Here is a 21,570-nt window from a genome sequence, read left to right as displayed (position 1 = left end):
TTGAGCATGACAGCGAGTCGCGACATAGCACGCCCCGGCCGCCCTGCACGGGCCGATTCCCCGATCGGCCCCACCCCGGCAGCTCGGCCTCCCCGCCTGACGGACCCCATGCCTCTCGCACCGCTGGGGGTTCCGCAGAATGGCCGCCGCGGCCGGGGCGCGCTTACCAATGAGAGCGGGCGCTTCGAAGCCGAGCGCCGTGTCCTGCTCGACGATGGCTGGGGCACGAATGACGCGCCGCCACCGCTCAAGACTCATGTGGCGAACGAGACCCCGCGCACCATCATCACGCGCAATTCCTCGCCGGACATTCCATTCGACCGCTCGATCAATCCCTACAGGGGCTGCGAGCATGGCTGCGTCTACTGCTTCGCGCGGCCGACCCATGCCTATATGGGTCTCTCGCCGGGCCTCGATTTCGAAAGCCGCCTCTTTGCGAAGCCCAATGCGGCAGCGCTTCTTGAGAGAGAGCTTTCGCGCAAGGGCTATGAAGTCGCGCCCATCGCCATGGGCACGAACACCGATCCCTATCAGCCCATCGAGCAACGCTATCGCATCACGCGCAGCGTTCTTGAAGTACTGTCGGCTTTCAATCATCCGGTCACCATCGTCACAAAGTCGGCGCGGGTGACGCGCGACCTCGACATTCTTTCCGACATGGCCAGGCGCGGTCTCGTCAAGGTCGCGATCTCGGTGACGACGCTCGACGCGAAGCTCGCCCGGACGATGGAGCCTCGCGCCTCGACGCCGTCGCGCCGTCTGGAAGCGATGAAGCTCCTCTCCGAAGCAGGCGTTCCGACGGGCGTCATGGTCGCACCCGTGATCCCCGCTCTCAACGACAGCGAGATCGAGAAGATCCTGACCGGCGCGGCCTATGCCGGCGCGCAATCGGCGGGCTTCGTGCTGCTGCGCCTGCCGCTCGAGATCAAGGACCTCTTCCGCGAATGGCTGGAAGAGAACCGCCCCGATGCCGCCGAACATGTCATGTCGCTCATCCGCTCCATGCGCGGCGGCAAGGACTACGACGCCGAATGGGGCAAGCGCATGCGCGGCGCGGGCCCCTATGCCTGGCAGATCGGCCGCCGCTTCGAGATTGCAACCAAGCGCCTTGGCCTCGACCGCGGCGGATGGAAACTCGACTGCACAAAGTTCAAGGTGCCCCCGCGTGTGGGGGATCAACTGGCGCTTCTATAATTCCCTACGTGTCATCCCGGCGAAAGCCGGGATCCATTGGCCTGCGCCACAATCAATGAGCTACCACGTTTACATCCTGGCCAGCCGCAAGCACGGAACCCTTTATGTCGGCGTGACGAACAGCCTCGCACTCCGCATTGCCCAACATCGCGCGGGCACGGGATCGCAATTCACGAAGAAATATCGCGTGCATATGCTCGTCTATGCAGAGGAACACGGGGATGTCGGGGAAGCTATCTGGCGAGAGAAGGCGATCAAGGAATGGAAGCGCTCCTGGAAGATACAGTTGATCGAGAGCGCCAATCCCGAATGGGATGATCTCTACGTCTCGTTCAACTGCTAGGCGAGTGGATCCCGGCTTTCGCCGGGATGACACAACACGGCCTCCACCGGCGTGACATGCCATTGCCTATGCGGCAAACTCCGCCGCATGACTCGCCCCCCGAAAGCAGATTTGACAGATGCGAAGCCGAAGGCTCGTGTGAAGCGTGCGTCGCGCATGATCATCTCGAAGCCCGATTATTCCTTCGAAGCCGCGCATGGCGCGCCGCAGTTGCGCATCTGCGGCATCGACGAGGCTGGGCGCGGGCCGCTGGCGGGGCCGGTGGTCGCCGCAGCAGTCGTGCTCGACATGGAGAACTGCCCCGAAGGTCTCGACGACTCCAAGAAGCTCGATGAGGCAAAGCGCGAGGCGCTCTTCGCCGAACTCTCGGCCTGCGCCGAGATTGGCGTCGGCATGGCGAGCGTCGAGGAAATCGAGGAGCTCAACATTCTCTGGGCGACGATGCTGGCCATGAGCCGCGCCTGCGCCGCGCTTGAAGTTCCGCCCGGCTTCGCGCTCATCGACGGCAATCGGGTGCCGAAACTCGACTGCCCCGCCCGCGCAATCGTCGGTGGCGACGCGCGCGTCGTGTCGATCGCGGCGGCCTCCGTCGTGGCGAAGGTGACACGCGACCGGATCATGAACGAACTCGCGAGCGCACACCCCGGCTATGGCTGGGAAACGAACCGCGGCTACGGCACGCCGGAGCATCTCGATGCACTGAATCGGCTCGGGCTCACGCCGCACCACCGCAAAGGCTTCGCGCCCATACGCAACATGTTGAGTCCCACGATTCCGGAATGACTCGATCTTGTGGTCGAGAATCGCTTAACCCTTTGATTCTTGACGCAGAATCACCACTGACTCATGATCGCGCCCTATTTTCAAAGAGGGGTTCATCGTGGGGCGCGCGCAAAGCGGTACGGCCAAGACTTCGGCCGAAATGATCATCGAGGGTGATTGCATCGAGGCAATGAACGCATTGCCCGAAAAGTCGGTCGATCTCATCTTCGCCGACCCGCCTTACAACCTGCAACTCGGCGGTGATCTCACGCGGCCCGACCAGTCGAAGGTCGACGCGGTCAATGACGAGTGGGACAAGTTCGAGAGCTTCGAAGTCTATGACCGCTTCACCCGCGACTGGCTGAAGGCCGCGCGGCGCGTGTTGAAGGACACGGGCGCGATCTGGGTCATCGGCTCCTATCACAACATCTTCCGCGTCGGCGCGACGCTTCAGGATCTGGGCTTCTGGATCATGAACGACGTCGTCTGGCGCAAGTCGAACCCGATGCCGAACTTCCGCGGCACGCGCTTCACCAATGCGCATGAAACGCTGATCTGGGCGACGCGCGACGCCGACCAGAAAAAATACACATTCAACTACGATGCCATGAAGGCGCTGAACGACGATCTGCAGATGCGTTCCGACTGGGTTCTGCCCATCTGCACGGGCGGCGAACGGCTGAAGGACGAAGAGGGCGGCAAGGCGCATCCGACGCAGAAGCCGGAATCCCTGCTCCACCGCGTCCTGCTCTCGACGACCAATCCCGGCGACACCGTGCTCGATCCCTTCTTCGGCACCGGCACGACGGGCGCGGTGGCGAAGAAGCTCGGCCGCAAGTTCATCGGCATCGAACGCGACCAGCGCTATCTGAAAGTCGCGCGCCAGCGCATCGCCCGCATCATTCCGGGCGCGGCTGAAGACCTGAAGGTCACGACATCGAAGAAGGCCGAACCGCGCGTTCCCTTCGGCGTCATCGTCGAGCGTGGCCTTCTCGAACCCGGCGCCGTGCTCACCGACCCCTCGCGCCGCCACGCCGCCCGCGTCCGCGCCGATGGTTCCATCGTCTGCCGCGACGCCACGGGCTCGATCCACAAGATCGGCGCCCATGTGCAGGGCCTCGATGCCTGCAACGGCTGGACCTATTGGCACTTCAAGACCGATGGGAAGCTGAAGCCCATCGACATACTGCGCCAGAAGGTTCGCGCGGAGATGGGTGAGGGGTAGGCTTTTTGATATTGTGAAAGTTCTGGACCAGGGATGATGGCGATAGAAGCATATAGCGAGCGCAGTCATGGCAACAGACGAGAGGCCGAAAGGCCCAGCCTCATACTTTCCCTCCATCGAAAAGAAATACGGAAAGCCGATTGCTCACTGGCTTGATTGCATAAGTCAGTTGAAAGACATGAAGCACATGGAGATGGTGAATTGGCTCAAGGCCGAACATGGCATGGGTCACGGGCACGCCAATGCGATCGTTGCCTACTATCTCGCAGGCAAGAAGAAATAGCGGCTGGCCCGTTCACTTGGGCCGCGCCGGGCGTGAGACGGCATTATTTGGGGTGGGCGAACAGCGGTCCCAGATCCGGCATCGCGTGATCGACGACCTTGCGCATCAGCGAAGGCAGCGCCTCGCCGCCGAGGTCGTTCGCTTCGACCCATATTCCTTCCGCATCCCTTGCCGCTTTCGCGCTCGCCTTCGCCTCGAAGACGGCGAGTTGCAGATGGAAATGCGTGAAGGTGTGCTCGACAAGTCCCGGCACACGACGCCATGAGAGCTTTGCGGGCGCATGCAGGAGTAGCGCTGCCTCGTCGATCTCCGCGCCATCCCATGGCGTCGTCGGCACTTCCATCATTCCGCCGAGAAGCCCCTTTGCCGGGCGCTTGCGCAGAAGCACCGCGCCATCGGCTCGCGTGAGAACGAAACAGGCGCCGCGCCTGACGGGCCGCTCCTTCTTCGCCATGCGTCGCGGCAGGGTTTCCTCGATGCCCGCTGCACGGGCGGAACAGAGCGGCGCAATCGGGCAGCGGTTGCATGAGGGCCGCTTCGGCGTGCAGATCGTCGCGCCGAGATCCATCATGGCTTGCGCGAAGTCACCTGCGCGCTCATCGGGCGTCAGCGTATCGGCCTTCGCGCGGATTTCAGGCTTCGACGCCGGCAATGGCGTCTCGATGGAAAAAAGCCGAGAGACGACGCGCTCCACATTGCCGTCCACGACCGTCGCGCGGCGACCGAATGCAATCGCCGCGATCGCCGCCGCCGTATAGGGCCCGATGCCCGGAAGCGACCTCAGCCCTTCCTCCGTATCCGGAAATTCTTCGCCATGCTCGCTCGCCACTGTCGCGGCACAGGCATGAAGGTTTCGCGCCCGGCTGTAATAGCCGAGCCCCGCCCATTCCCGCATCACATCGTCGATGGGCGCGGCGGCAAGCGCGGCGACATTCGGCCAGCGGGCAAGGAAGCGCATGAAATAGGGGCCAACGGCCGCCACCGTCGTCTGCTGCAGCATGACCTCGGAAAGCCAGACGGCATAAGGGTCCGCCAACACGCCGGGCCGCGCCCGCCAGGGCAGCACCCGGGCATGGACGTCGTACCAGGCGAGAAGCCGCGCAGCGACGGAAGGGGCTTCACTTCTTATATCGGGAGAACGCTTGGCCATGGCTCAGTGATGGCGTGGCGCCGGGGCGGCGTCAATTCGCATTGGACGCGTTTTCGAGTCAGAATGCGCCCATGACCCAATATGGCCGCCCCATCGCCCCCATGCGCTACGCCACGCCGCCCGTCGGCGCGCGGGTCGCCGGGATCACGCGCGACATATTTAAAAAGCGCGGCTTCGGCCAGAACCACATCCTCGCCCATTGGCCCGCCATCATCGGCGAGACGCTGGCGGAATATTCCTCGCCCGAAAAGCTCGCCTTCCCCCGGACGCCCAATGAAGGCCGAGGGCCGCTGGAGGGCGCGACGCTCACGATCCGGGTCGACGGCCCGGTGGCGCTGGAAATCCGCCACCTCGAACCCCAGATCATCGAGCGGATAAACGGATATTATGGATACTCTGCGGTTGCCCGCCTGAAGCTGGTGCAGGGACCCCTGCCCCCCCGCCCGCGAAGCCGCCGAAAGAAATTCCGCCCGCTCACGCAGACCGAGCGCGACGCGCTTATCCACAGCCTCGCGCCCATCTCCGAGCCGGATGTCCGGTCAGCGCTCGAACGGCTCGGCCAAAGAATCCTGGGGACAAGTGCCCGGCAGGCCGATTCTCGGGCGCGCGCAACCGAAAGCTTTGATTGAGGGGCCCGGCGCTCGGGGCCATAATGCCTCAACATCTAGTGGGGATCGCTCAAAGTGAATCAAAATCGGGTTATCGCGATTGTGGTCGTGGCTGTTCTGGCCGTTGCGGCGCTCAGCTATGCCGGCTGGCGGACCTTCGGACAGAAGGAAGTCGCCGACACCGGCTCGCTCAGCGAGAAGGACGTGTCCGCCTTCGAGAAGGAACTGGCCGTGCCGGGTCCGCTCGGCGACATGACCCTTGGCGACAAGAACGCCCCGATCACCATCTATGAATATGCGTCGCTCACCTGCTCGCACTGCGCGGAGTTCTCCAAGGACACCTTCCCGCTGGTGAAGAAGAACTACATCGACACGGGCAAGGTCTATTACGTGCTGCGCGACTTCCCCTTCGACCCGGTCGCGACGGCGGCCTTCATGCTCTCGCACTGCGCGGGGCCGGAGCGCTATTTCGGCTTCATCGAAGTGCTCTTCGCCAGCCAGGCGCAGTGGGCCTTCGTCGACACGCCCATGGATGCGCTGAAGAACCTCGCCAAGCAGGGCGGCTTCTCGGATGAAAAGTTCGAGGCCTGCATGAAGGATCAGACCGTCTTCGACCATGTGAAGTCGGTTGCCGAGCGCGGCGGCCAGAAGTTCGGCGTGCGCTCGACGCCCACCTTCTTCATCAATGGCGAGAAGGTCGAAGGCGCGATCCCCTATGCGGACTTCGAGAAATTTCTGAAGAAGCACCTGCCCGGCGGCGACAAGTCGGCGCCCGCGGCTCCAGCGTCCGGAGAGTCGACGCCGGCGGAACCGCAGCAATAATCGACTGATACCCGTTTCGAGTTCAGTACCGAGCCCAATACCAAGCAAAAGATCGAGACCAACGTGAAGTTCAACCGGCTGCGTCTTTCAGGCTTCAAGTCCTTCGTCGATACGACCGATCTCATCATCGAGCCCGGTCTGACCGGCGTCGTGGGACCGAACGGCTGCGGCAAGTCGAACCTGCTTGAAGCGCTGCGCTGGGTGATGGGCGAAAACTCGTTCAAGAACATGCGCGGCACCGGCATGGAAGACGTGATCTTCGCCGGCACGGCGGGGCGCCCTGCGCGCAACCATGCCGAAGTCACGCTCATTATCGACAATGCCGACCGTTCGGCGCCCGCCGCCTATAATGACTGCGAGATCATCGAAGTCTCGCGCAAGATCGAGCGCGAACAGGGCTCGACCTATCGCATCAACGGACGCGAAGTCCGCGCGCGCGATGTGCAGCTTCTGTTCGCCGATGCCTCGACCGGCGCGCATTCGCCCGCCCTCGTCCGTCAAGGTCAGATCGCGCAGCTCATTTCCTCGAAGCCGATCAACCGCCGCCGCATTCTTGAAGAGGCCGCAGGCATCACCGGCCTCTATACGCGCCGCCACGAAGCGGAACTGCGCCTCAAGGCCGCCGAAACCAACCTCACCCGCCTCGACGACGTGGTGGCCCAGCTCGAATCCCAACTCGCCAGCCTGAAGCGGCAGGCGCGGCAGGCCGTGCGCTATCGTAACCTCTCCGGCCAGATCCGCGAGACGGAAGCGATCCAGCTTCACCTGAAATGGACGCAGGCCGTCGAGGGTCTGAAGCGCGAGGAAGATCGCCTCGTCGAAACCGACCAGCGCGTCACCGAACTCACGCGCGAGGCAGCCGCGGCCTCTGTTGCCGAGGCGGATGCCGCCACCGCGCTGCCCGCGCTCCGCGACGCTGAAGCGCAGGAAGCGGCCAAGCTCCATCGCCTTTCCATCGAGCGCGGCAATCTCGATGCCGAGGAAGCCCGCGCCCGCGAGGAGGCGCAGCGCCTGACCGCGCGTCTCGATCAGATCGGGCAGGATCTCGCCCGCGAACGTCACCTCATCGAGGACACGCAGAGCGCGATCCAGCGCCTCGACGCTGAAGCGGAAGAACTGAACGTCGCCGCCGACGGTCAGGGTGAAGCGCAGATGATGGCCGAGATGCGCGTCGAGGAGACGCAAGGCTCGCTGGCCACGCGCGAAGGCGAGCTGGATAGCCTCAACCGCGAGATCGCACGTCTCACCGCCGAGCGCCAGAGCCTGGAGCGCGCCATCGAGACGGCGCGCGCGCGGATCGAGAAGCTGATGCGCCAGATCGAGGAAATTGCTCTCGAGCAGGTCTCGCTGTCCGACGCCGCCGAAAAGCAGGCCGAAATCGCCCTTCAGTCGAGCGAACTCGAAATGGCCGCAGGCCGCGTCGAGGAAGCGGAGCGCGCGGCACTGGAAGCCGAAGACGCCCGCCGCATGGCGCAGGAGGCCGAGAAAGCCTCGCGCGAGCCGATGCAGCTCGCCGAACGCAATGCCGGCGACCTCGCCGCACAGGCAAAGACCATTGCCGATCTTCTCAGCGGCGGCGAAAGCGACCTCTGGCCGCCGATGATCGATGCCGTGCAGGTGGAGCATGGCTTCGAAACGGCCCTCGGCGCCGCGCTCGGCGACGATCTTGCCGTCCCCGGCGATGTCGCGGCGCCCGTCCATTGGGACACGCTGCCCGCGCTTTATCTTGCACCGTCGCTGCCCGATGGTGCGACGCCGCTCGCGCAATTCGTCAAGGGGCCCGAGGCTCTTTCGCGCCGCCTCTCGCAGATCGGCGTCGTTGAAGCTGCCGACGGCAAGCGCCTGCAGCGCGAGTTGAAGCCCGGCCAACGCCTCGTGACGCGCGAAGGCGCGCTCTGGCGCTGGGACGGCTTCACGGCCGCAGCCGACGCGCCCACCGCCGCCGCGCGCCGCCTCGAACAGCGCAACCGCCTTGCCGATCTCCAGATCGAACTTCAGGCCGCGCGCGAAACCGCCGCCGAAGCGCGCGCCGCCTTCGAGGAAGCGCGTGTCATGGCGGAAGCCGCCGCCGCGTCCGAACAGGAAGCCCGCCGCGCCCAGCGCGACGCCCAGTCCGAACACAACCGTATCCGCGAGCAGCTCGCCGCCGCCGAACGTGCGGCCTCGGCACAGTTGAACCGCCTCGCCGCGCTCGCGGAAGCGCATGAGCGCCTCTCCGGCGACCTCGGCGAAGCGACGCGCACGCTGGAAGAAGCCGAGATCGCGCTTGCCGGTCTTCAGCCCGCCGCCGACCTGAGCGTCCGCGCCGGCGAACTGCGCGATCAGGTGGCAGCGCTCCGCATCGGCCTCGCCGAAGCGCGCGCCCAGCACGAAAGCCTGCGCCGCGAATCCGAAGCACGCACGCGCCGCCTCGCAACCATCGCGCAGGAACGCTCGCAATGGGAGAACCGCGCCGCGAACGCCCAGCGCCAGATCTCAACGCTTGAAGAGCGTCAGGATGAAGCGCTCGGCGAATTGCAGGCGCTCGAAGGCGTGCCCGCCGAAATCGAGGCGAAGCGCCATGCGTTGCTCGATCTCATCGGCGAGGCGGAGTCCGCGCGCGGCAGCGCCGCCGACGCGCTGGCCGAAGCCGAACGCCGCCTTTCCGACTGCGCGAAGCTCGCCCGCGAATTCCAGGCGCATCTTGCCGAAGCGCGCGAGGACCGCGCCCGCATCGACGGCCTCGTCGAAGGCGCGCGCGAACGTCTTGCGGAATCGGAAGCGCGGGTGCGCGAAGTGCTCGAATGCGAACCGGCGCAAGCGCTCGCCCAGGCCAATCTCGAGGAAGGCACCGAGCTGCCGACCGTCGAGCAGATCGACGCCAAGCTCGACAGGCTCAAGCGCGAACGCGAAAGCCTTGGCGGCGTGAACCTGCGCGCCGAAGAAGAATCGCGCGAGCTGACCGAGCAGCTCGAAACCATGACGACCGAGCGCGAAGACCTTGTCAGCGCCATTGCGAAGCTGCGTCAGGGCATCGGCAGCCTCAATCGCGAAGGCCGCGAGCGCATGCTCGAAGCCTTCGAGAATGTGAACGCCAATTTCTCGCGTCTCTTCACGCATCTCTTCGGCGGTGGCGAGGCGCATCTGAAGCTGACCGAGTCGGACGATCCGCTCGAAGCCGGTCTCGAAATCTATGCGCGCCCGCCGGGCAAGCGCCTTCAGGTCATGTCGCTGCTCTCCGGCGGCGAGCAGGCGCTGACCGCCATGTCGCTGATCTTCGCGGTGTTCCTCACAAACCCCTCGCCGATCTGCGTGCTGGACGAAGTCGACGCGCCGCTCGACGACGCCAATGTCGAGCGGTTCTGCGACCTGATGGAAGAGATGACGCGCACGACCGAAACGCGCTTCCTCATCATCACCCACCATGCGCTGACCATGGCCCGCATGAGCCGCCTCTTCGGCGTCACCATGCAGGAACGCGGCGTCTCGACACTGGTGTCGGTCGATCTCGAACGCGCCGAACGCTTCCTCGAAGCTTCCTGATGTTCAATGGCTCATGGTGTCGCTATCGAAGCGACTCCATGACTTCCTTGAAATTCTCTGCCATCGCCCGCCCCAATGGCGTCATGCGACGCGCATTGCCGACAAGCATCAGAACTTCCGGCGGGAGCTTCAGACCTTTCAGCGGGATATAGACGAGCTGCCCGTTCGCGCGTTCGTAATGGACATCGAACTGGCTCAGAAACGTCACGCAGTTTTCCGTCATCGCCATGTGCCGCATGACCTCGATCGCATTCGTCTCGATGAGCGGTTCCGGCTCGATAGACGCTTCCGCGAAAACGGCGTCGATATGCGCACGCATCGTCATGCTGCGATCGGGAATGCAAAGCGCGTAACCCACGCAATCGCTGACGCGGAGCGACGCCTTCGCCGCGAGCGGATGACGCGGGCTCACCACAACGCCAAGCCTGGAGGGCGTGGACGCGAGAAGCTGCACCCGCGCGCCGAGCTTCAGATCGAAAGCGAGTCCGAGATCGGCCTCTCCCGCTGAAAGTCGTTTCAGGATTTCCGGCTCGTCGACCAGCGCGACATTGATCTTCACCCGCTGATGCGCCTCACGGAATTTCGCAATGGCGAGTGGCGTCAGCGTGGCGGCGAGCCCGCTCACCATGGCGAGCGAGATTTCGCCGCGGCGCAAGCCTTTCAACTCCTCGATGGCGCTTTGCGCGCGGTCCATGGCGCGCAAGGTCTGCCGCACATGGTCGATAAGAATTTCGCCGGCGGCCGTCAGCACCATCTTGCGCGGATGGCGCTCGAAGATCGGCGTGCCGAGTTCCTCTTCCAGCGCAAGTATCTGCCGGTTGATGGCGGGCGCGGCAATATTGAGATTGTGCCCCGCCTTGCGGATCGAGCCGCTACGGGCGACCTCGTCGAGATAACGCAGCAGACGCGAATGCAACAAGGGAGACCTCTTTCCGATCGATGCCTTTTGGGTAGAGGTTTGCAAACAATTTGATGCTTTTCAAGCAACGCCTCGCCCGACATGTTTTCTGCAACTGCGTTGCGTTCACCTGAGGTATCCGATGTCGGACAAGCGTTTTCATCTGGGTTGGTTCACGAATTTCGGCGTCGATGAATGGAACGCCCAGTTCCATTCGAGCGGCATGCCGTGGGACGGCGAGTTCTATGTCGACATGGCGAAGCAGCTCGAACGCGCCTGCTTCGACTTCATCATGCTCGAAGACACGCTGATGCTGTCCGATGTCTACCAGCACAGCACCGAGGCCTATCTGAAATGGGCGATCATGGCGCCGAAGCACGATCCGGCGCCGCTCGCCGCGCTGATCGGCTCCGCCACGAAAAATCTCGGCGTCATCGCGACGCTTTCGACCATGGCATATCCGCCATTCCTGCTCGCGCGCCTTTGCGCCACGCTCGACCACATCGCGCATGGCCGCTTCGGCTGGAACATCGTGACCTCGGGCGAAGACCTGGCGGCGCAGAATTTCGGCATGGACAAGCTGCCGCCGCGCGAGTTGCGCTACGAGATGGCAGATGAATATGTGGAACTCGTCAACCAGCTCTTCGCGACCTGGGACGAGGATGCGGTCGTCCGCGACTACGAGACGGACACCTATGCCGACTTCACCAAGGTTCGGCCCATCCACTTCAAGGGCAAATATTTCAGCTCGCGCGGGCCGCTGAACACGGTGCGTTGCCCGCAGGGCAAGCCCACCTACCTCCAGGCCGGCGGCTCGCCCCGCGGCCGCGCCTTCGCGGGCAAACATGCCGATTCGATCATCGCGGTCGCGAACGGCGTCGAGGGCATGAAGGCCTATCGCGACGACGTGCGCGCCAAGGCCGTCGAGGCCGGGCGCAACCCGGACGACATCAAGGTGCTCTTCCTCATCGCCCCGACCATCGGCGAAACGACAGAGGAGGCGCGCGCCAAGCATGAGCGCCTCCTCCACTCCGATCTCTTCCTCAAGCGCGCTCTGGCGCTTTACGGCTCCTTCACCGAGGTCGATTTCTCGCCCTTCGATCTCGACAAGCCGCTCCCCTACAAGCTCACCACCAATGGCGAGCAGGGATCGCTCGACAAGTTCATGCAGTGGGGAAGCAACAAGACGCTGCGTCAATTGACCATCGAGGGCGGCAATTCCGCCTCGCTGGAGCTGGTCGGCACGCCGGACGACGTGGCCGACATGATGGGCGAGGCCATGGAGGCCGTGGGCGGCGACGGCTTCCTCATCACCGCGCCCTCGAACCGGATCAACCGCAAATACCTCATCGAGATCACGGAGGGCCTCATTCCCGCCCTCCAGAAGCGCGGCCTGACCCGGACCGCCTATACGAAGAGCCTCCTCAAGGACACGCTCCGGGAATTCTGATCCCGTCGCCCCTTCCTCCGCCGGAATCCCCCTCGCAAAGAGGCCGGTTCCGGCGGCGCGACTCGGCCTTGGCGTCGCGCCGATTGCCGCAGCGCCAAAGAGCGCCGATTTATCGTTTCAACACAAAGACTTAATAACAGTTACCCGGTTCTTGACAGCCTATTGCCCCGCAAGTAGGGTGCGCGCGGCTTGAGGCGGGGCTTTTGTGGTTTCGAAGCGGTTTGCTGGGCCTTTTTTGACGGCGGAGCGGAAGTTTGGCTGACAAAAAGGGCACCATAATTCGGAACGATGAAAGCCAGCCGTCTGCTGACGACAAATTGCTTGCCGATCTGGATCAGCGAATTCAGACGGCCCGCAAAACGGCGAAATGGGCTCGTCCTCAGCCGGAAAAGGAGACGGCCCCGAGCAAGCCGTCCGATATGAACGTCGCTCTTCGCCTGTCCTCGGAATTCGTTTCGGGTGTCGTGGTCGGGGCGGCCATCGGATGGGGCCTCGACTGGGTTTTCGGCACCATGCCTCTCTGCCTCGTCATTTTCACGGGGTTGGGCACGGTAGCCGGTGTAAGAAATGTGCTCCGCGCGACAAGGGCTTATGACGAAGCCCATAAGAGCGGCGGAGTGAAGCAGGATCAGAGCGGGCAGTCGCCCGCCGACAAAAGATAAGGTCTGGAGCCGTGGCAGCAGAAGCCGAACATGCTCAGGGTGGTTTCCCGGTCGATCCGTTGCATCAGTTTGTGATCAAACAGATCTACCCGCTGCATATCGGGGGCTTCGATGCCTCCTTCACCAATTCCAGCCTCTGGATGGTGGTGACCGCCATCCTCATCACCGGCTTCACCCTCGTCGCGGCGAGCCGCCGCGCGATGATCCCGGGACGTCTCCAGGCCGCCGCCGAGATGTTCTACGAATTCATCTACAACATGGTGCGCGACAATGCGGGACATGAGGCGATTCGCTTCTTCCCCTTCGTCTTCACGCTCTTCATGTTCATCTTCGTGGCGAACTTCGTCGGCCTGTTCCCCTATGCCTTCACGGTCACGAGCCACATCATCGTCACCTTTGCCCTCGCGATCACCGTTTTCCTCGGCGTTACGCTGACGGGCATCTACCTCCACGGCCTGAAGTTCTTCGGCCTTTTCGTTCCGTCGGGCGTTCCGGCCGTTCTGCTGCCGCTCGTTGTCGCGATTGAAGTCATCTCCTACGTCTCGCGCCCGATCAGCCACTCGGTTCGTCTCTTCGCGAACATGCTCGCCGGTCACATCACGCTGAAGGTCTTCGCGGGCTTCGTCATCACGTTCCTCGGCATGGGCGCGGTCGGTTATGCCGGCGCCCTGCTCCCGCTTGCAATGATCGTGGCGCTGACGGCTCTGGAATTCCTGGTCGCCGCGCTGCAGGCCTATGTGTTTGCGATCCTCACCTGCATGTATCTCCACGACGCGATGCATCCGGGACACTGAGGCCGCATTCAATAAACTATTTCACCAATTGGTTCGGCATATCGCCGTTCCCAAGGACTAACCGGACAACCCTCAAGGAGCACTTCACTATGGATCCTATGGCAGCAAAGTACATCGGCGCCGGCATCGCTTGCCTCGGCATGGGTGGCGCGGGCATCGGCCTCGGCACGATTTTCGGCAACTACCTCGCCGGCGCGCTGCGCAATCCGTCGGCCGCTGACGGCCAGTTCGGCCGCCTGATTTTCGGCTTCGCCGTTACCGAAGCGCTCGGCATCTTCTCGCTGCTCGTCGCGCTGATCCTTCTCTTCGCCTGATCGACCTTTCGACTGAGCGCTGGCCGCTTTCAACAGCGGCCAGCCGATGTTGAACGGACGGAGCCTAACTGGAGTCACAAATGGCCCAAGATCTGGCGGTCAATGACGGCGCGACCACCGAGACCGAAGCCGGTGCGATGCACGACGCGGCGACTGCCGTGACAGAGCATGGTGCTGCGGATGCGGTCCATAGCGAGACCGGCGTCGCGCAGGAAGGTGCGCATAGCGCGGGGTTCCCCCCGTTCAATGCAACGACCTTCTCGTCGCAGATCATCTGGCTCGTCATCGTTTTCGGCGTGCTTTACGTGCTGATGTCGCGGCTTGCCCTGCCGCGCCTCGGCAAGATCATCGAGGAGCGGCGCAACCGCATCTCGTCCGATCTTGAAGCGGCAGCCAACGCCAAGAAGCAGACCGACGATGCCATCGCGGCCTATGAAAAGGCCTTTGCCGAGGCGCGCGCCAAGGCCCATGCGATCGCGCAGGAAACGCGCGACCGCCTGTCGGCCGAGACCGATAAGCAGCGGCAGGAATCGGAAGCCAGCCTCGCCCAGAAGATCGCCTCCGCCGAGGCGAGCATCGCGGCGACCAAGGCCACGGCTCTCGCCAATGTCCGCCTCGTTGCGGTCGATGTGGCCGGTGCCGTCGTCTCTCGCCTTCTCGGCGAAGAGGCTGACAAGGCGGCGGCGGAACGCGCGGTCGATGCCGCGCTGAAGCGGAGTTAAGCCGATGCATTTTCTTTCCACCGGCGAATTCTGGGTTCTGACCGCCCTCATCATCTTCCTTGCTATTGCCATCCGCATGAAGGTGCCGGCTCTGCTCACGGCACAGCTCGACAAGCGCTCCAAGGAGATCGCCGACGAGCTTGAGCAGGCCCGCCGCCTGCGCGAAGAGGCGCAAGAGCTCCTCGCCTCCTATCAGCGCAAGCAGGCAGAGGCGATGCAGGAAGCGGAAACGATCGTCGTCCAGGCGAAGGCCGAAGCCGAACGGCTCGCGGCCGAAACCCAGGCCAACCTCAAGGCGCTTGTCGAGCGTCGCCAGCAGGTTGCCGAGGACAAGATCCGTCAGGCCGAGGCTCAGGCCCTGCAGGAAGTTCGTGCCGTCGCTGCCGATGTTGCCGTCAGCGCCGCACGGCAGCTGATTGCGGAAAAGGTCGATGCCGCCAAGGACGCCGGCATCGTTGAAACATCGATCGCGGAACTCTCGACGAAGCTGCACTGAGCTTCTCGAAATCCCGCCGAGACCAGAACCCCGCCCTCGTGGCGGGGTTTTTGTTTGGTCGCCTTTCCTCCCTCCGCTAGCCTTCTCGCAAGGCTCAGGGAGGATGCGCCATGCTCAGCGACTACACGCCGTCCGAGTTCACCCATGAAGGCGTGACCAAGCCCGTGTATGTGCGGGGGCACGGCCCAGCCGTCATCGTGATCCATGAAATCCCCGGCATCACGCCCAATGTCGTGCGTTTCGCCGACTGGGTCGTTGAGGCGGGCTTTCGGGTCTACATGCCGCTCCTCGTCGGAGACGCAGGACCGGGACCGAGCGTCGGCTACGTTCTGAAGTCTCTCGCCAGGGTCTGTATCAGCCGCGAATTCCATGTGCTCGCAAGCCATCGCTCGAGCCCCGTCACCGACTGGCTTCGCGCCCTCGCCCGCCATGCCCACGAAGAGGCGGGCGGCAAGGGCGTCGGCGCCATCGGCATGTGCTTCTCCGGCAATTTTACGCTCTCGATGATGATGGAGCCGGCGCTCATGGCCCCCGTCCTCTCGCAACCCTCGCTGCCCTTCCCTTTCGGCGCCGAGCGCAAGGCGGCGCTTCATGTAAGCCCGGAGGAGCTTGCCTGCCTGAAGGACCGCTGCATGAGGGGCGACAAGGTGCTCGGCCTGCGCTTCAAGGGCGACGTCACCTCGCCGGGAGAACGATTCGAGACGCTTCGTCGCGAGCTGGGCAATGCTTTCGAGGGAATCGAGATCGACGACAAATATGCCAATCCCAAATCGCCTGAGCCCAAGCCCCATTCGGTGCTGACCGAAGACCTGATCGACGAAGACGGCCAGCCGACAAAGGAAGCGGCCAAGCGCGTGATCGCGTTTTTCGTGGAGCGGCTGAAATCCGCCTGAGGTCAGGCTGGAAGCACCGTCAGCTCCGGCCACTTCGCTTTCCAACGCCCGGCCTTTTCGGCATAGCGCTCCGCGCTGAAATTCGCCACGCGGTTCGGACGGATGGTCATGGCCTCAATGTCATCGAAACCGTAAGGCGCATAAACGTGCAGGCTCCCCGGTGCAATCCCGACCATGCAGGCCGGCGCGAGGAAACGGTCGATCCCTTCCGTCGAAGAGGAAAGTGCCGGATAGGCGATGCCGAATTTCTCCGGATACCAGAGATGCACACGGGCCTGATTGCGAACCTCGATCTCGACATCGAAATCGGCAAAGGTCTCCGCGCAGCGGCGAATGACGGCGTCTTCCGCTTCCCATGACGTGTCGCGATCGAAATAGAAGACGTCGTAGTCCTTGATGCCGTAGCCCGGCGCGCGGCCTGTCAGCGCGTTCCACACCGTCTGGAAGAGCGAGCCCGAAACGAGCCAGGCATCCGGCAGTGCGAGAGACGAAAGGCGCTCCATAATCCCCGCGTTCACCTCATTGGTGAGCGCGAGATCGATGAAGCGCCTTTCTTCCATCATTCCGCCGCTTGCTTCGGCGTCTCGGCCTGCCAGCGCAGAACCGGATTGCGCGCGGCCAGCGTCTCGTCGAGGCGGTGACGCGGCGCGAAATGCGGCGCGCCGGTGAAGCGCGACTTGTCGTTGCCCTTCGCTGCCTGAGCAAGATGCTTCAACGTGCCGATGAACTGGTCGAGCGTGTGCTTCGATTCCGTTTCGGTCGGCTCGATCAGCAGAGCGCCATGGACGACCAGCGGGAAATACATGGTCATCGGATGGTAGCCCTCGTCGATCATCGCCTTGGCGAAGTCGAGCGTCTCGACGCCTGTGCCCTTCAGGAAACGATCGTCGAAGAGCGCCTCATGCATGCAGGGCCCTTCGAAAGGCGCGGAGAGATAATCCTTCAGCGAGGCAAGGACGTAGTTCGCATTCAGCACGGCGTCTTCCGCGACCTGCCTGAGACCGTCCGATCCGTGGCTCATCATGTAAGCCATGGCGCGCACGAACATGCCCATCTGGCCATGGAAGGCGACCATGCGGCCGAAGGGATGCGAACCGTCGGCCTTGGCCTCGCCTACCGTCTCGACGAGGCGGAAACCATCCGCCCCGTGCACGACATAAGGCAGCGGCGCGAAAGGCGCGAGCGCTTCGGACAACACCACCGGGCCCGCGCCCGGACCGCCGCCGCCATGCGGCGTCGAGAAAGTCTTGTGCAGGTTGATATGCATCGCGTCGACGCCGAGATCGCCCGGACGCACCCGGCCGACGATGGCGTTGAAGTTCGCGCCATCGCAATAGAAATAGGCGCCAGCCGCATGCACAGCATCGGCAATCTCGATGATGTCGCGCTCGAACAATCCGCAGGTGTTCGGGTTGGTGAGCATGATCGCGGCGACGTCCGGCCCGAGCTTCGCCTTGAAGGCCGCGAGATCGACGCGGCCGTCAGCCGTCGCCGGAATCGCATCGACCTTGTACTGAAGAAGCGCGGCGGTCGCCGGATTGGTGCCATGCGCCGATTCAGGCACGAGAATGCGCGTGCGCTTGTCGCCTTCACCGCGCGCGACCAGCGCCGCACGGATCGCCATCATGCCGCAAAGCTCGCCATGGGCACCCGCCTTGGGCGACATGGCGACGGCAGGCATGCCGGTCAGTTCCTTGAGCCAATGGGCAAGCGTGTCCATCAGTTCCAGTGCGCCCTGCACCGTCTTCTGCGGCTGGAGCGGATGCACATCGGCGAAGCCCGGCAGCCGCGCCATCTTTTCGTTGAGGCGCGGATTGTGCTTCATCGTGCAGGAGCCGAGCGGATAAAGGCCAGCGTCGATCGAATAGTTCTTGCGCGAGAGGCGCACGTAATGGCGCATCACGTCCGGTTCGGACATGCCGGGAAGGCCGATCCGCGCCTTGCGCTCGAAGGCGCCGAGCTTCGGCTCATAACCCTCCGGCTCGTCGAGATCGACGCCCGTCGCGCCCGGATTGTCGAGTTCGAAAATCAACGGCTCTTCGAGGCGAAGCCCCTTGTTGCCCGTATAGGTTTCGAAGCTGCTCGACGATGCCTCGCCCGCAGCGGTGGGGCGGCCCTGATTATTCATGCCGGACATCAGAGCACCTCCTTCAGCGTAGCCACAAAGTCGGCGCGATCCTGATCGGTATTGATTTCAGTCGACGCGACGATGAGCAGATTATCGAGCGTTGCATTGCCCGGAATGAGGCGGCCCGCCGGCAGACCGCCGAGCACGCCCTTGTCGGCCAGCGCGTCAACCACGGCGGTCGCCGATTTCGGCAGACGGATGGTGAACTCGTTGAAGAACGCGTCGTTGAGAAGCTCGACGCCGGCAACACCCGAAAGCGCCTTGCCAAGCTTCACCGCATTCGCGTGATTGATGCGCGCGAGACGCTTGAAGCCGTCTTCGCCCAGCAGCGACAGATGGATCGTGAAGGCAAGCGCACAAAGGCCGGAATTGGTGCAGATATTGGAAGTCGCCTTTTCGCGGCGGATATGCTGCTCGCGGGTCGAAAGCGTCAACACGAAGCCGCGCTTGCCCTCGGCATCGACCGTCTGGCCGCAGAGTCGGCCAGGCATCTGGCGCACATATTTCGTGCGCGTGGCGAAGAGGCCGACATAGGGTCCGCCGAAGTTGAGCCCGTTGCCGATCGACTGGCCTTCGCCAACCACGATGTCGGCGCCCATTTCGCCGGGCGGTGTGACGAGGCCGAGAGAGACGATCTCCGGAACAACCGCGATGAGCAGAGCGCCCTTGGCATGCGCGGCGTCCGCAATGGCGCGCAGGTCGATGAGTTCGCCGAAATAGGTCGGCGTCTGCACGACGACGCAGCTCGTATCGTCGGCAATGCGGGCAATGATGTCTTCGGTCTTGCCGGGCAGCGCTGGCGCGAGCGCCTCAACGGGATCACCACCCGCCTCGCAAAGGTTTTCGACGACGGCGCGGTAATGCGGATGAAGCGTACCGGAAAGCACCGCCTTCTTCCGCTTCGTTACACGATGGGCCATCAGCACGGCTTCGGCGCAGGCCGTCGAGCCGTCATACATGGACGCATTGGCGACATCCATGCCGGTCAGCAGCGCCACTTGCGTCTGGAACTCGAAGAGATATTGCAGCGTGCCCTGCGTGATCTCCGGCTGATAGGGCGTGTAGGAGGTCAGGAACTCCGAACGCTGAATCAGATGGTCGACCACCGACGGCACATGATGGCGATAGGCGCCGCCACCGATGAAGAAGGGAACGGAATCCGCCGATATGTTTTTCGCCGCCATCTTGGTCAGCGCGCGCTCGACTTCAAGCTCGCCCTGCCGCCGCGGCAGATCGACGAAGCCATCGCGTCGGGCGCGTTCCGGCACATCGCGGAACAGATCGTCGACGCTCTTCGCGCCGATGACGCCGAGCATTTCGCGGCGGTCGGCTTGGGTCAGTGGCAGGTAGCGCATGGGGGCACCGTTACATTGAAAAAATCAGGCGAGACCTTCGACGAAGCTCTTGTAAGCGTCTTCATCCATCAGCTTGGAAAGCTCGGACTTGTCGGAAAGCTTCAGCTTCACGAACCAGCCCTTGCCCATCGCATCTTCGTTGACGCCGCCGGGTGCCGCTTCGAGATCGCCATTGACCTCAACGACTTCGCCGGACACAGGCGCATAGACCTCGCTTGCCGCCTTCACACTTTCGACCACGGCGGCCTCGTCGCCCTGCGCGATGGTCTTGCCGACTTCCGGCAGTTCCACATAGACGACATCGCCCAACTGTTCCTGCGCGTAGTCGGTGATGCCGACGGTCGCCACATCGCCTTCGACGCGCACCCATTCATGCTGGTCGGTGAAACGGATCTCGCTCATCTCTCTATTCCCTGACTTATTTCGTCTTGTGAAAACGTTTCTCGGTGAAAGGCATCGCAACGACCTTTGCCGGTCGCCCCTTGCCCCGCACCATCAATTCAACTTCCGTGCCGACCTTGGCGTGGCTCGTGTCGACATAGCCCATGGCGATCGGTCCGCCGACAGTCGGGCCATAACCGCCGCTGGTGATCGTGCCGATAACCTTGCCGTCCGCGACGATCTCCGTACCTTCGCGCGCGGGTGCCTTGCCTTCCGGCAGAAGACCGACGCGCTTCCTCGACGCGCCGTTCGAGATCTGGCCAAGAATGATCTTCGCGCCCGGGAAGTTCGCTTCCTCGCGACGGCGCTTGCCGATGACCCAGGTGAGCGCGCCCTCGACGGGCGTCGTCGTCTCGTCAATGTCGTGGCCATAGAGGCAGAGGCCCGCTTCGAGGCGGAGCGAGTCGCGCGCGCCAAGGCCGATGGGTTTCACTTCCGGCTCGCCAAGAAGCTTCTTCGTGAGCGAGACCGCATCCTTCTCCGGCACCGAAATCTCGTAACCATCCTCGCCCGTATAGCCCGAACGGCTGACGAGACAGGGCACGCCCGCGACGTCCATCGCCTGCGCGGTCATGAAGAGCATGTCGGCGCCGGCGGACGCAAAACGCTTGAAGACCTCGACGGCCTTCGGTCCCTGAAGCGCGATGAGCGCGCGGTCGCGGATCGGCTTCAGGGCGATACCGGCTGGCAGGTTCGCGGCGATATGCGCGAAGTCCGCCTCCTTGCAGGCCGCGTTGACGATGACGAAAAGCGAGTTGGCGCGCGCCGCTTCGGCCGGGCGCGTGACCATGAGGTCGTCGCGAATGCCGCCCTTGTCGTTCAGCAGAAGCGTGTAGCGGATGGCGCCGGGCGCAAGGCCCAGAAGATCGCCGGGAACGAGCGCCTCGAGCGCACGTGCAACGGTCTCGAAATCCGGCCCCTCGATCCAGGCCTGCCCCATATGCGACACGTCGAAAAGGCCCGCCGCCTCGCGCGTGTGGAGGTGTTCGGCCAGTACGCCGTCCTTGTACTGGACCGGCATGTCATAGCCCGCGAAAGGAACCATCTTCGCGCCGAGCTCGATATGGAGCGCATGCAGCGGGGTGACCTGAAGCGTCTCTTCGGAATGGGGAGCTGACATGTGCCTCTCTCGGTTGCACGCGAATCATCAAGGGCTGCCGTCCGGCGAAATGCCGGCAGCGCCCCCTCTGTCGCGGAACCTGAGAGATTTCGCGGAACGGGAATAGAGACCCGCCGCTTACGCCCTTCGGTGAGGCCCATCCGAGATTGGACGGCCTGCTTTCCAGAGATTCATCCCCCTGCGGTCCGGTTGCCTGAGAGTTTCCGGGGCGGTTGCTCCTTCGGCGCCGGACCTCTCGATCCGATCTCTCCCGCAGGGATCATCTGTATGACGTTTGGCTTCAATCGGTGAAACCGGGCCCGATCATATGGAGGGGCCCGGTGGAGTCAATCGGCCCTGTGAAAAACCCCAAAACGAATCGGAGTTTTCCACGGAAATCGGCTTTTTC

Annotated in this window: 22 protein-coding genes and 2 riboswitches; of the genes, 15 read left to right on the top strand and 7 right to left on the bottom strand. The window is 63.5% G+C overall.

Annotated elements, in window-relative coordinates; genetic code table 11:
* Window positions 1-108: 108 nt before the first annotated feature.
* The 5 genes from ABFC66_RS12195 (at window position 109) to ABFC66_RS12175 (ending at window position 3,807) form a co-directional block, all read left to right on the top strand.
* Window positions 109-1,194, top strand: coding sequence for a PA0069 family radical SAM protein (locus tag ABFC66_RS12195; RefSeq protein WP_346741236.1), 1,086 nt, complete (start codon window positions 109-111; stop codon window positions 1,192-1,194).
* A gap of 55 nt (window positions 1,195-1,249) precedes the next feature.
* Window positions 1,250-1,537: a GIY-YIG nuclease family protein gene (locus tag ABFC66_RS12190; protein ID WP_346741235.1), complete on the top strand. Its 288-nt coding sequence runs from the start codon at window positions 1,250-1,252 to the stop codon at window positions 1,535-1,537.
* A gap of 111 nt (window positions 1,538-1,648) precedes the next feature.
* Window positions 1,649-2,320 carry a ribonuclease HII gene (locus ABFC66_RS12185; protein ID WP_346741234.1) on the top strand — a complete coding sequence of 224 codons (672 nt, stop codon included), beginning with the start codon at window positions 1,649-1,651 and terminating at the stop codon, window positions 2,318-2,320.
* A 139-nt stretch (window positions 2,321-2,459) separates the two neighbouring features.
* On the top strand, window positions 2,460-3,524 hold the full coding sequence (locus ABFC66_RS12180; RefSeq protein ID WP_346741252.1) for a site-specific DNA-methyltransferase: 1,065 nt from the start codon (window positions 2,460-2,462) through the stop codon (window positions 3,522-3,524).
* A gap of 67 nt (window positions 3,525-3,591) precedes the next feature.
* The gene (locus tag ABFC66_RS12175; protein ID WP_346741233.1) at window positions 3,592-3,807 is read left to right on the top strand and encodes a DUF4287 domain-containing protein; all 216 of its coding nucleotides are present in this window, start codon (window positions 3,592-3,594) and stop codon (window positions 3,805-3,807) included.
* A gap of 43 nt (window positions 3,808-3,850) precedes the next feature.
* Here the strand turns inward: ABFC66_RS12175 and mutY are convergent, their stop codons facing one another.
* On the bottom strand, window positions 3,851-4,957 hold the full coding sequence (gene mutY / locus ABFC66_RS12170; protein WP_346741232.1) for an A/G-specific adenine glycosylase: 1,107 nt from the start codon (window positions 4,955-4,957) through the stop codon (window positions 3,851-3,853).
* A 71-nt stretch (window positions 4,958-5,028) separates the two neighbouring features.
* On the opposite strand from mutY, the gene ABFC66_RS12165 reads away from it, so the two are divergent.
* The 3 genes from ABFC66_RS12165 (at window position 5,029) to ABFC66_RS12155 (ending at window position 9,909) form a co-directional block, all read left to right on the top strand.
* Window positions 5,029-5,586 carry a DciA family protein gene (locus tag ABFC66_RS12165; RefSeq protein WP_346741231.1) on the top strand — a complete coding sequence of 186 codons (558 nt, stop codon included), beginning with the start codon at window positions 5,029-5,031 and terminating at the stop codon, window positions 5,584-5,586.
* A gap of 87 nt (window positions 5,587-5,673) precedes the next feature.
* The gene (locus tag ABFC66_RS12160) at window positions 5,674-6,387 is read left to right on the top strand and encodes a DsbA family protein (protein WP_346741230.1); all 714 of its coding nucleotides are present in this window, start codon (window positions 5,674-5,676) and stop codon (window positions 6,385-6,387) included.
* 63 nt (window positions 6,388-6,450) lie between these two features.
* On the top strand, window positions 6,451-9,909 hold the full coding sequence (locus ABFC66_RS12155; protein WP_346741229.1) for an AAA family ATPase: 3,459 nt from the start codon (window positions 6,451-6,453) through the stop codon (window positions 9,907-9,909).
* Window positions 9,910-9,931: 22 nt separating this feature from the next.
* On the opposite strand, the gene ABFC66_RS12150 is transcribed toward ABFC66_RS12155, so the two are convergent.
* Window positions 9,932-10,828, bottom strand: coding sequence for a LysR family transcriptional regulator (locus ABFC66_RS12150; RefSeq protein WP_346741228.1), 897 nt, complete (start codon window positions 10,826-10,828; stop codon window positions 9,932-9,934).
* A gap of 121 nt (window positions 10,829-10,949) precedes the next feature.
* On the opposite strand from ABFC66_RS12150, the gene ABFC66_RS12145 reads away from it, so the two are divergent.
* From ABFC66_RS12145 to ABFC66_RS12115, 7 genes are all read left to right on the top strand, one after another.
* Window positions 10,950-12,257, top strand: a complete 1,308-nt coding sequence (locus tag ABFC66_RS12145) for an NtaA/DmoA family FMN-dependent monooxygenase (protein ID WP_346741227.1) — start codon at window positions 10,950-10,952, stop codon at window positions 12,255-12,257.
* A 419-nt stretch (window positions 12,258-12,676) separates the two neighbouring features.
* Window positions 12,677-12,919 (top strand): AtpZ/AtpI family protein, encoded by a 243-nt coding sequence (locus ABFC66_RS12140; protein ID WP_346741226.1) that lies wholly within the window; start codon window positions 12,677-12,679, stop codon window positions 12,917-12,919.
* An 11-nt stretch (window positions 12,920-12,930) separates the two neighbouring features.
* Window positions 12,931-13,713: a F0F1 ATP synthase subunit A gene (locus tag ABFC66_RS12135; protein WP_346741225.1), complete on the top strand. Its 783-nt coding sequence runs from the start codon at window positions 12,931-12,933 to the stop codon at window positions 13,711-13,713.
* Between the two features lie 89 nt (window positions 13,714-13,802).
* Window positions 13,803-14,027 (top strand): F0F1 ATP synthase subunit C, encoded by a 225-nt coding sequence (locus ABFC66_RS12130; RefSeq protein WP_346741224.1) that lies wholly within the window; start codon window positions 13,803-13,805, stop codon window positions 14,025-14,027.
* An 80-nt stretch (window positions 14,028-14,107) separates the two neighbouring features.
* Complete coding sequence (locus tag ABFC66_RS12125) at window positions 14,108-14,749, top strand: F0F1 ATP synthase subunit B (protein ID WP_346741223.1); 642 nt, start codon at window positions 14,108-14,110, stop codon at window positions 14,747-14,749.
* Between the two features lie 4 nt (window positions 14,750-14,753).
* The gene (locus ABFC66_RS12120) at window positions 14,754-15,245 is read left to right on the top strand and encodes an ATP F0F1 synthase subunit B (RefSeq protein WP_346741222.1); all 492 of its coding nucleotides are present in this window, start codon (window positions 14,754-14,756) and stop codon (window positions 15,243-15,245) included.
* Window positions 15,246-15,355: 110 nt separating this feature from the next.
* On the top strand, window positions 15,356-16,138 hold the full coding sequence (locus ABFC66_RS12115; protein ID WP_346741221.1) for a dienelactone hydrolase family protein: 783 nt from the start codon (window positions 15,356-15,358) through the stop codon (window positions 16,136-16,138).
* Between the two features lie 2 nt (window positions 16,139-16,140).
* Here ABFC66_RS12115 and ABFC66_RS12110 read toward each other — a convergent pair whose 3' ends face one another.
* The 5 genes from ABFC66_RS12110 to gcvT are packed head-to-tail and all read right to left on the bottom strand — an operon-like array spanning window position 16,141 to window position 21,182.
* Window positions 16,141-16,698: a nucleotidyltransferase family protein gene (locus ABFC66_RS12110; RefSeq protein ID WP_346741251.1), complete on the bottom strand. Its 558-nt coding sequence runs from the start codon at window positions 16,696-16,698 to the stop codon at window positions 16,141-16,143.
* Window positions 16,698-18,266, bottom strand: a complete 1,569-nt coding sequence (gene gcvPB / locus ABFC66_RS12105; RefSeq protein ID WP_346741250.1) for an aminomethyl-transferring glycine dehydrogenase subunit GcvPB — start codon at window positions 18,264-18,266, stop codon at window positions 16,698-16,700. Before gcvPB ends, ABFC66_RS12110 begins: the two co-directional genes overlap by 1 nt.
* Before the next feature lie 8 nt (window positions 18,267-18,274).
* A complete protein-coding gene (gene gcvPA, locus ABFC66_RS12100) occupies window positions 18,275-19,621 on the bottom strand; it encodes an aminomethyl-transferring glycine dehydrogenase subunit GcvPA (protein ID WP_346741220.1) in 1,347 nt (448 codons plus the stop codon).
* A 24-nt stretch (window positions 19,622-19,645) separates the two neighbouring features.
* Entirely contained in the window at window positions 19,646-20,023 is a 378-nt protein-coding gene (gene gcvH / locus ABFC66_RS12095) for a glycine cleavage system protein GcvH (RefSeq protein ID WP_346741219.1), read from the bottom strand.
* Window positions 20,024-20,039: 16 nt separating this feature from the next.
* The gene (gene gcvT, locus ABFC66_RS12090) at window positions 20,040-21,182 is read right to left on the bottom strand and encodes a glycine cleavage system aminomethyltransferase GcvT (RefSeq protein WP_346741218.1); all 1,143 of its coding nucleotides are present in this window, start codon (window positions 21,180-21,182) and stop codon (window positions 20,040-20,042) included.
* 65 nt (window positions 21,183-21,247) lie between these two features.
* Window positions 21,248-21,350, bottom strand: a riboswitch (glycine riboswitch).
* Window positions 21,351-21,353: 3 nt separating this feature from the next.
* Window positions 21,354-21,445, bottom strand: a riboswitch (glycine riboswitch).
* Window positions 21,446-21,570 lie beyond the last annotated feature (125 nt).

Source organism: Parvibaculum sp., assembly GCF_039680535.1.
GTDB lineage: Bacteria > Pseudomonadota > Alphaproteobacteria > Parvibaculales > Parvibaculaceae > Parvibaculum.
This window is presented reverse-complemented; position numbering and strand designations above follow the sequence as displayed.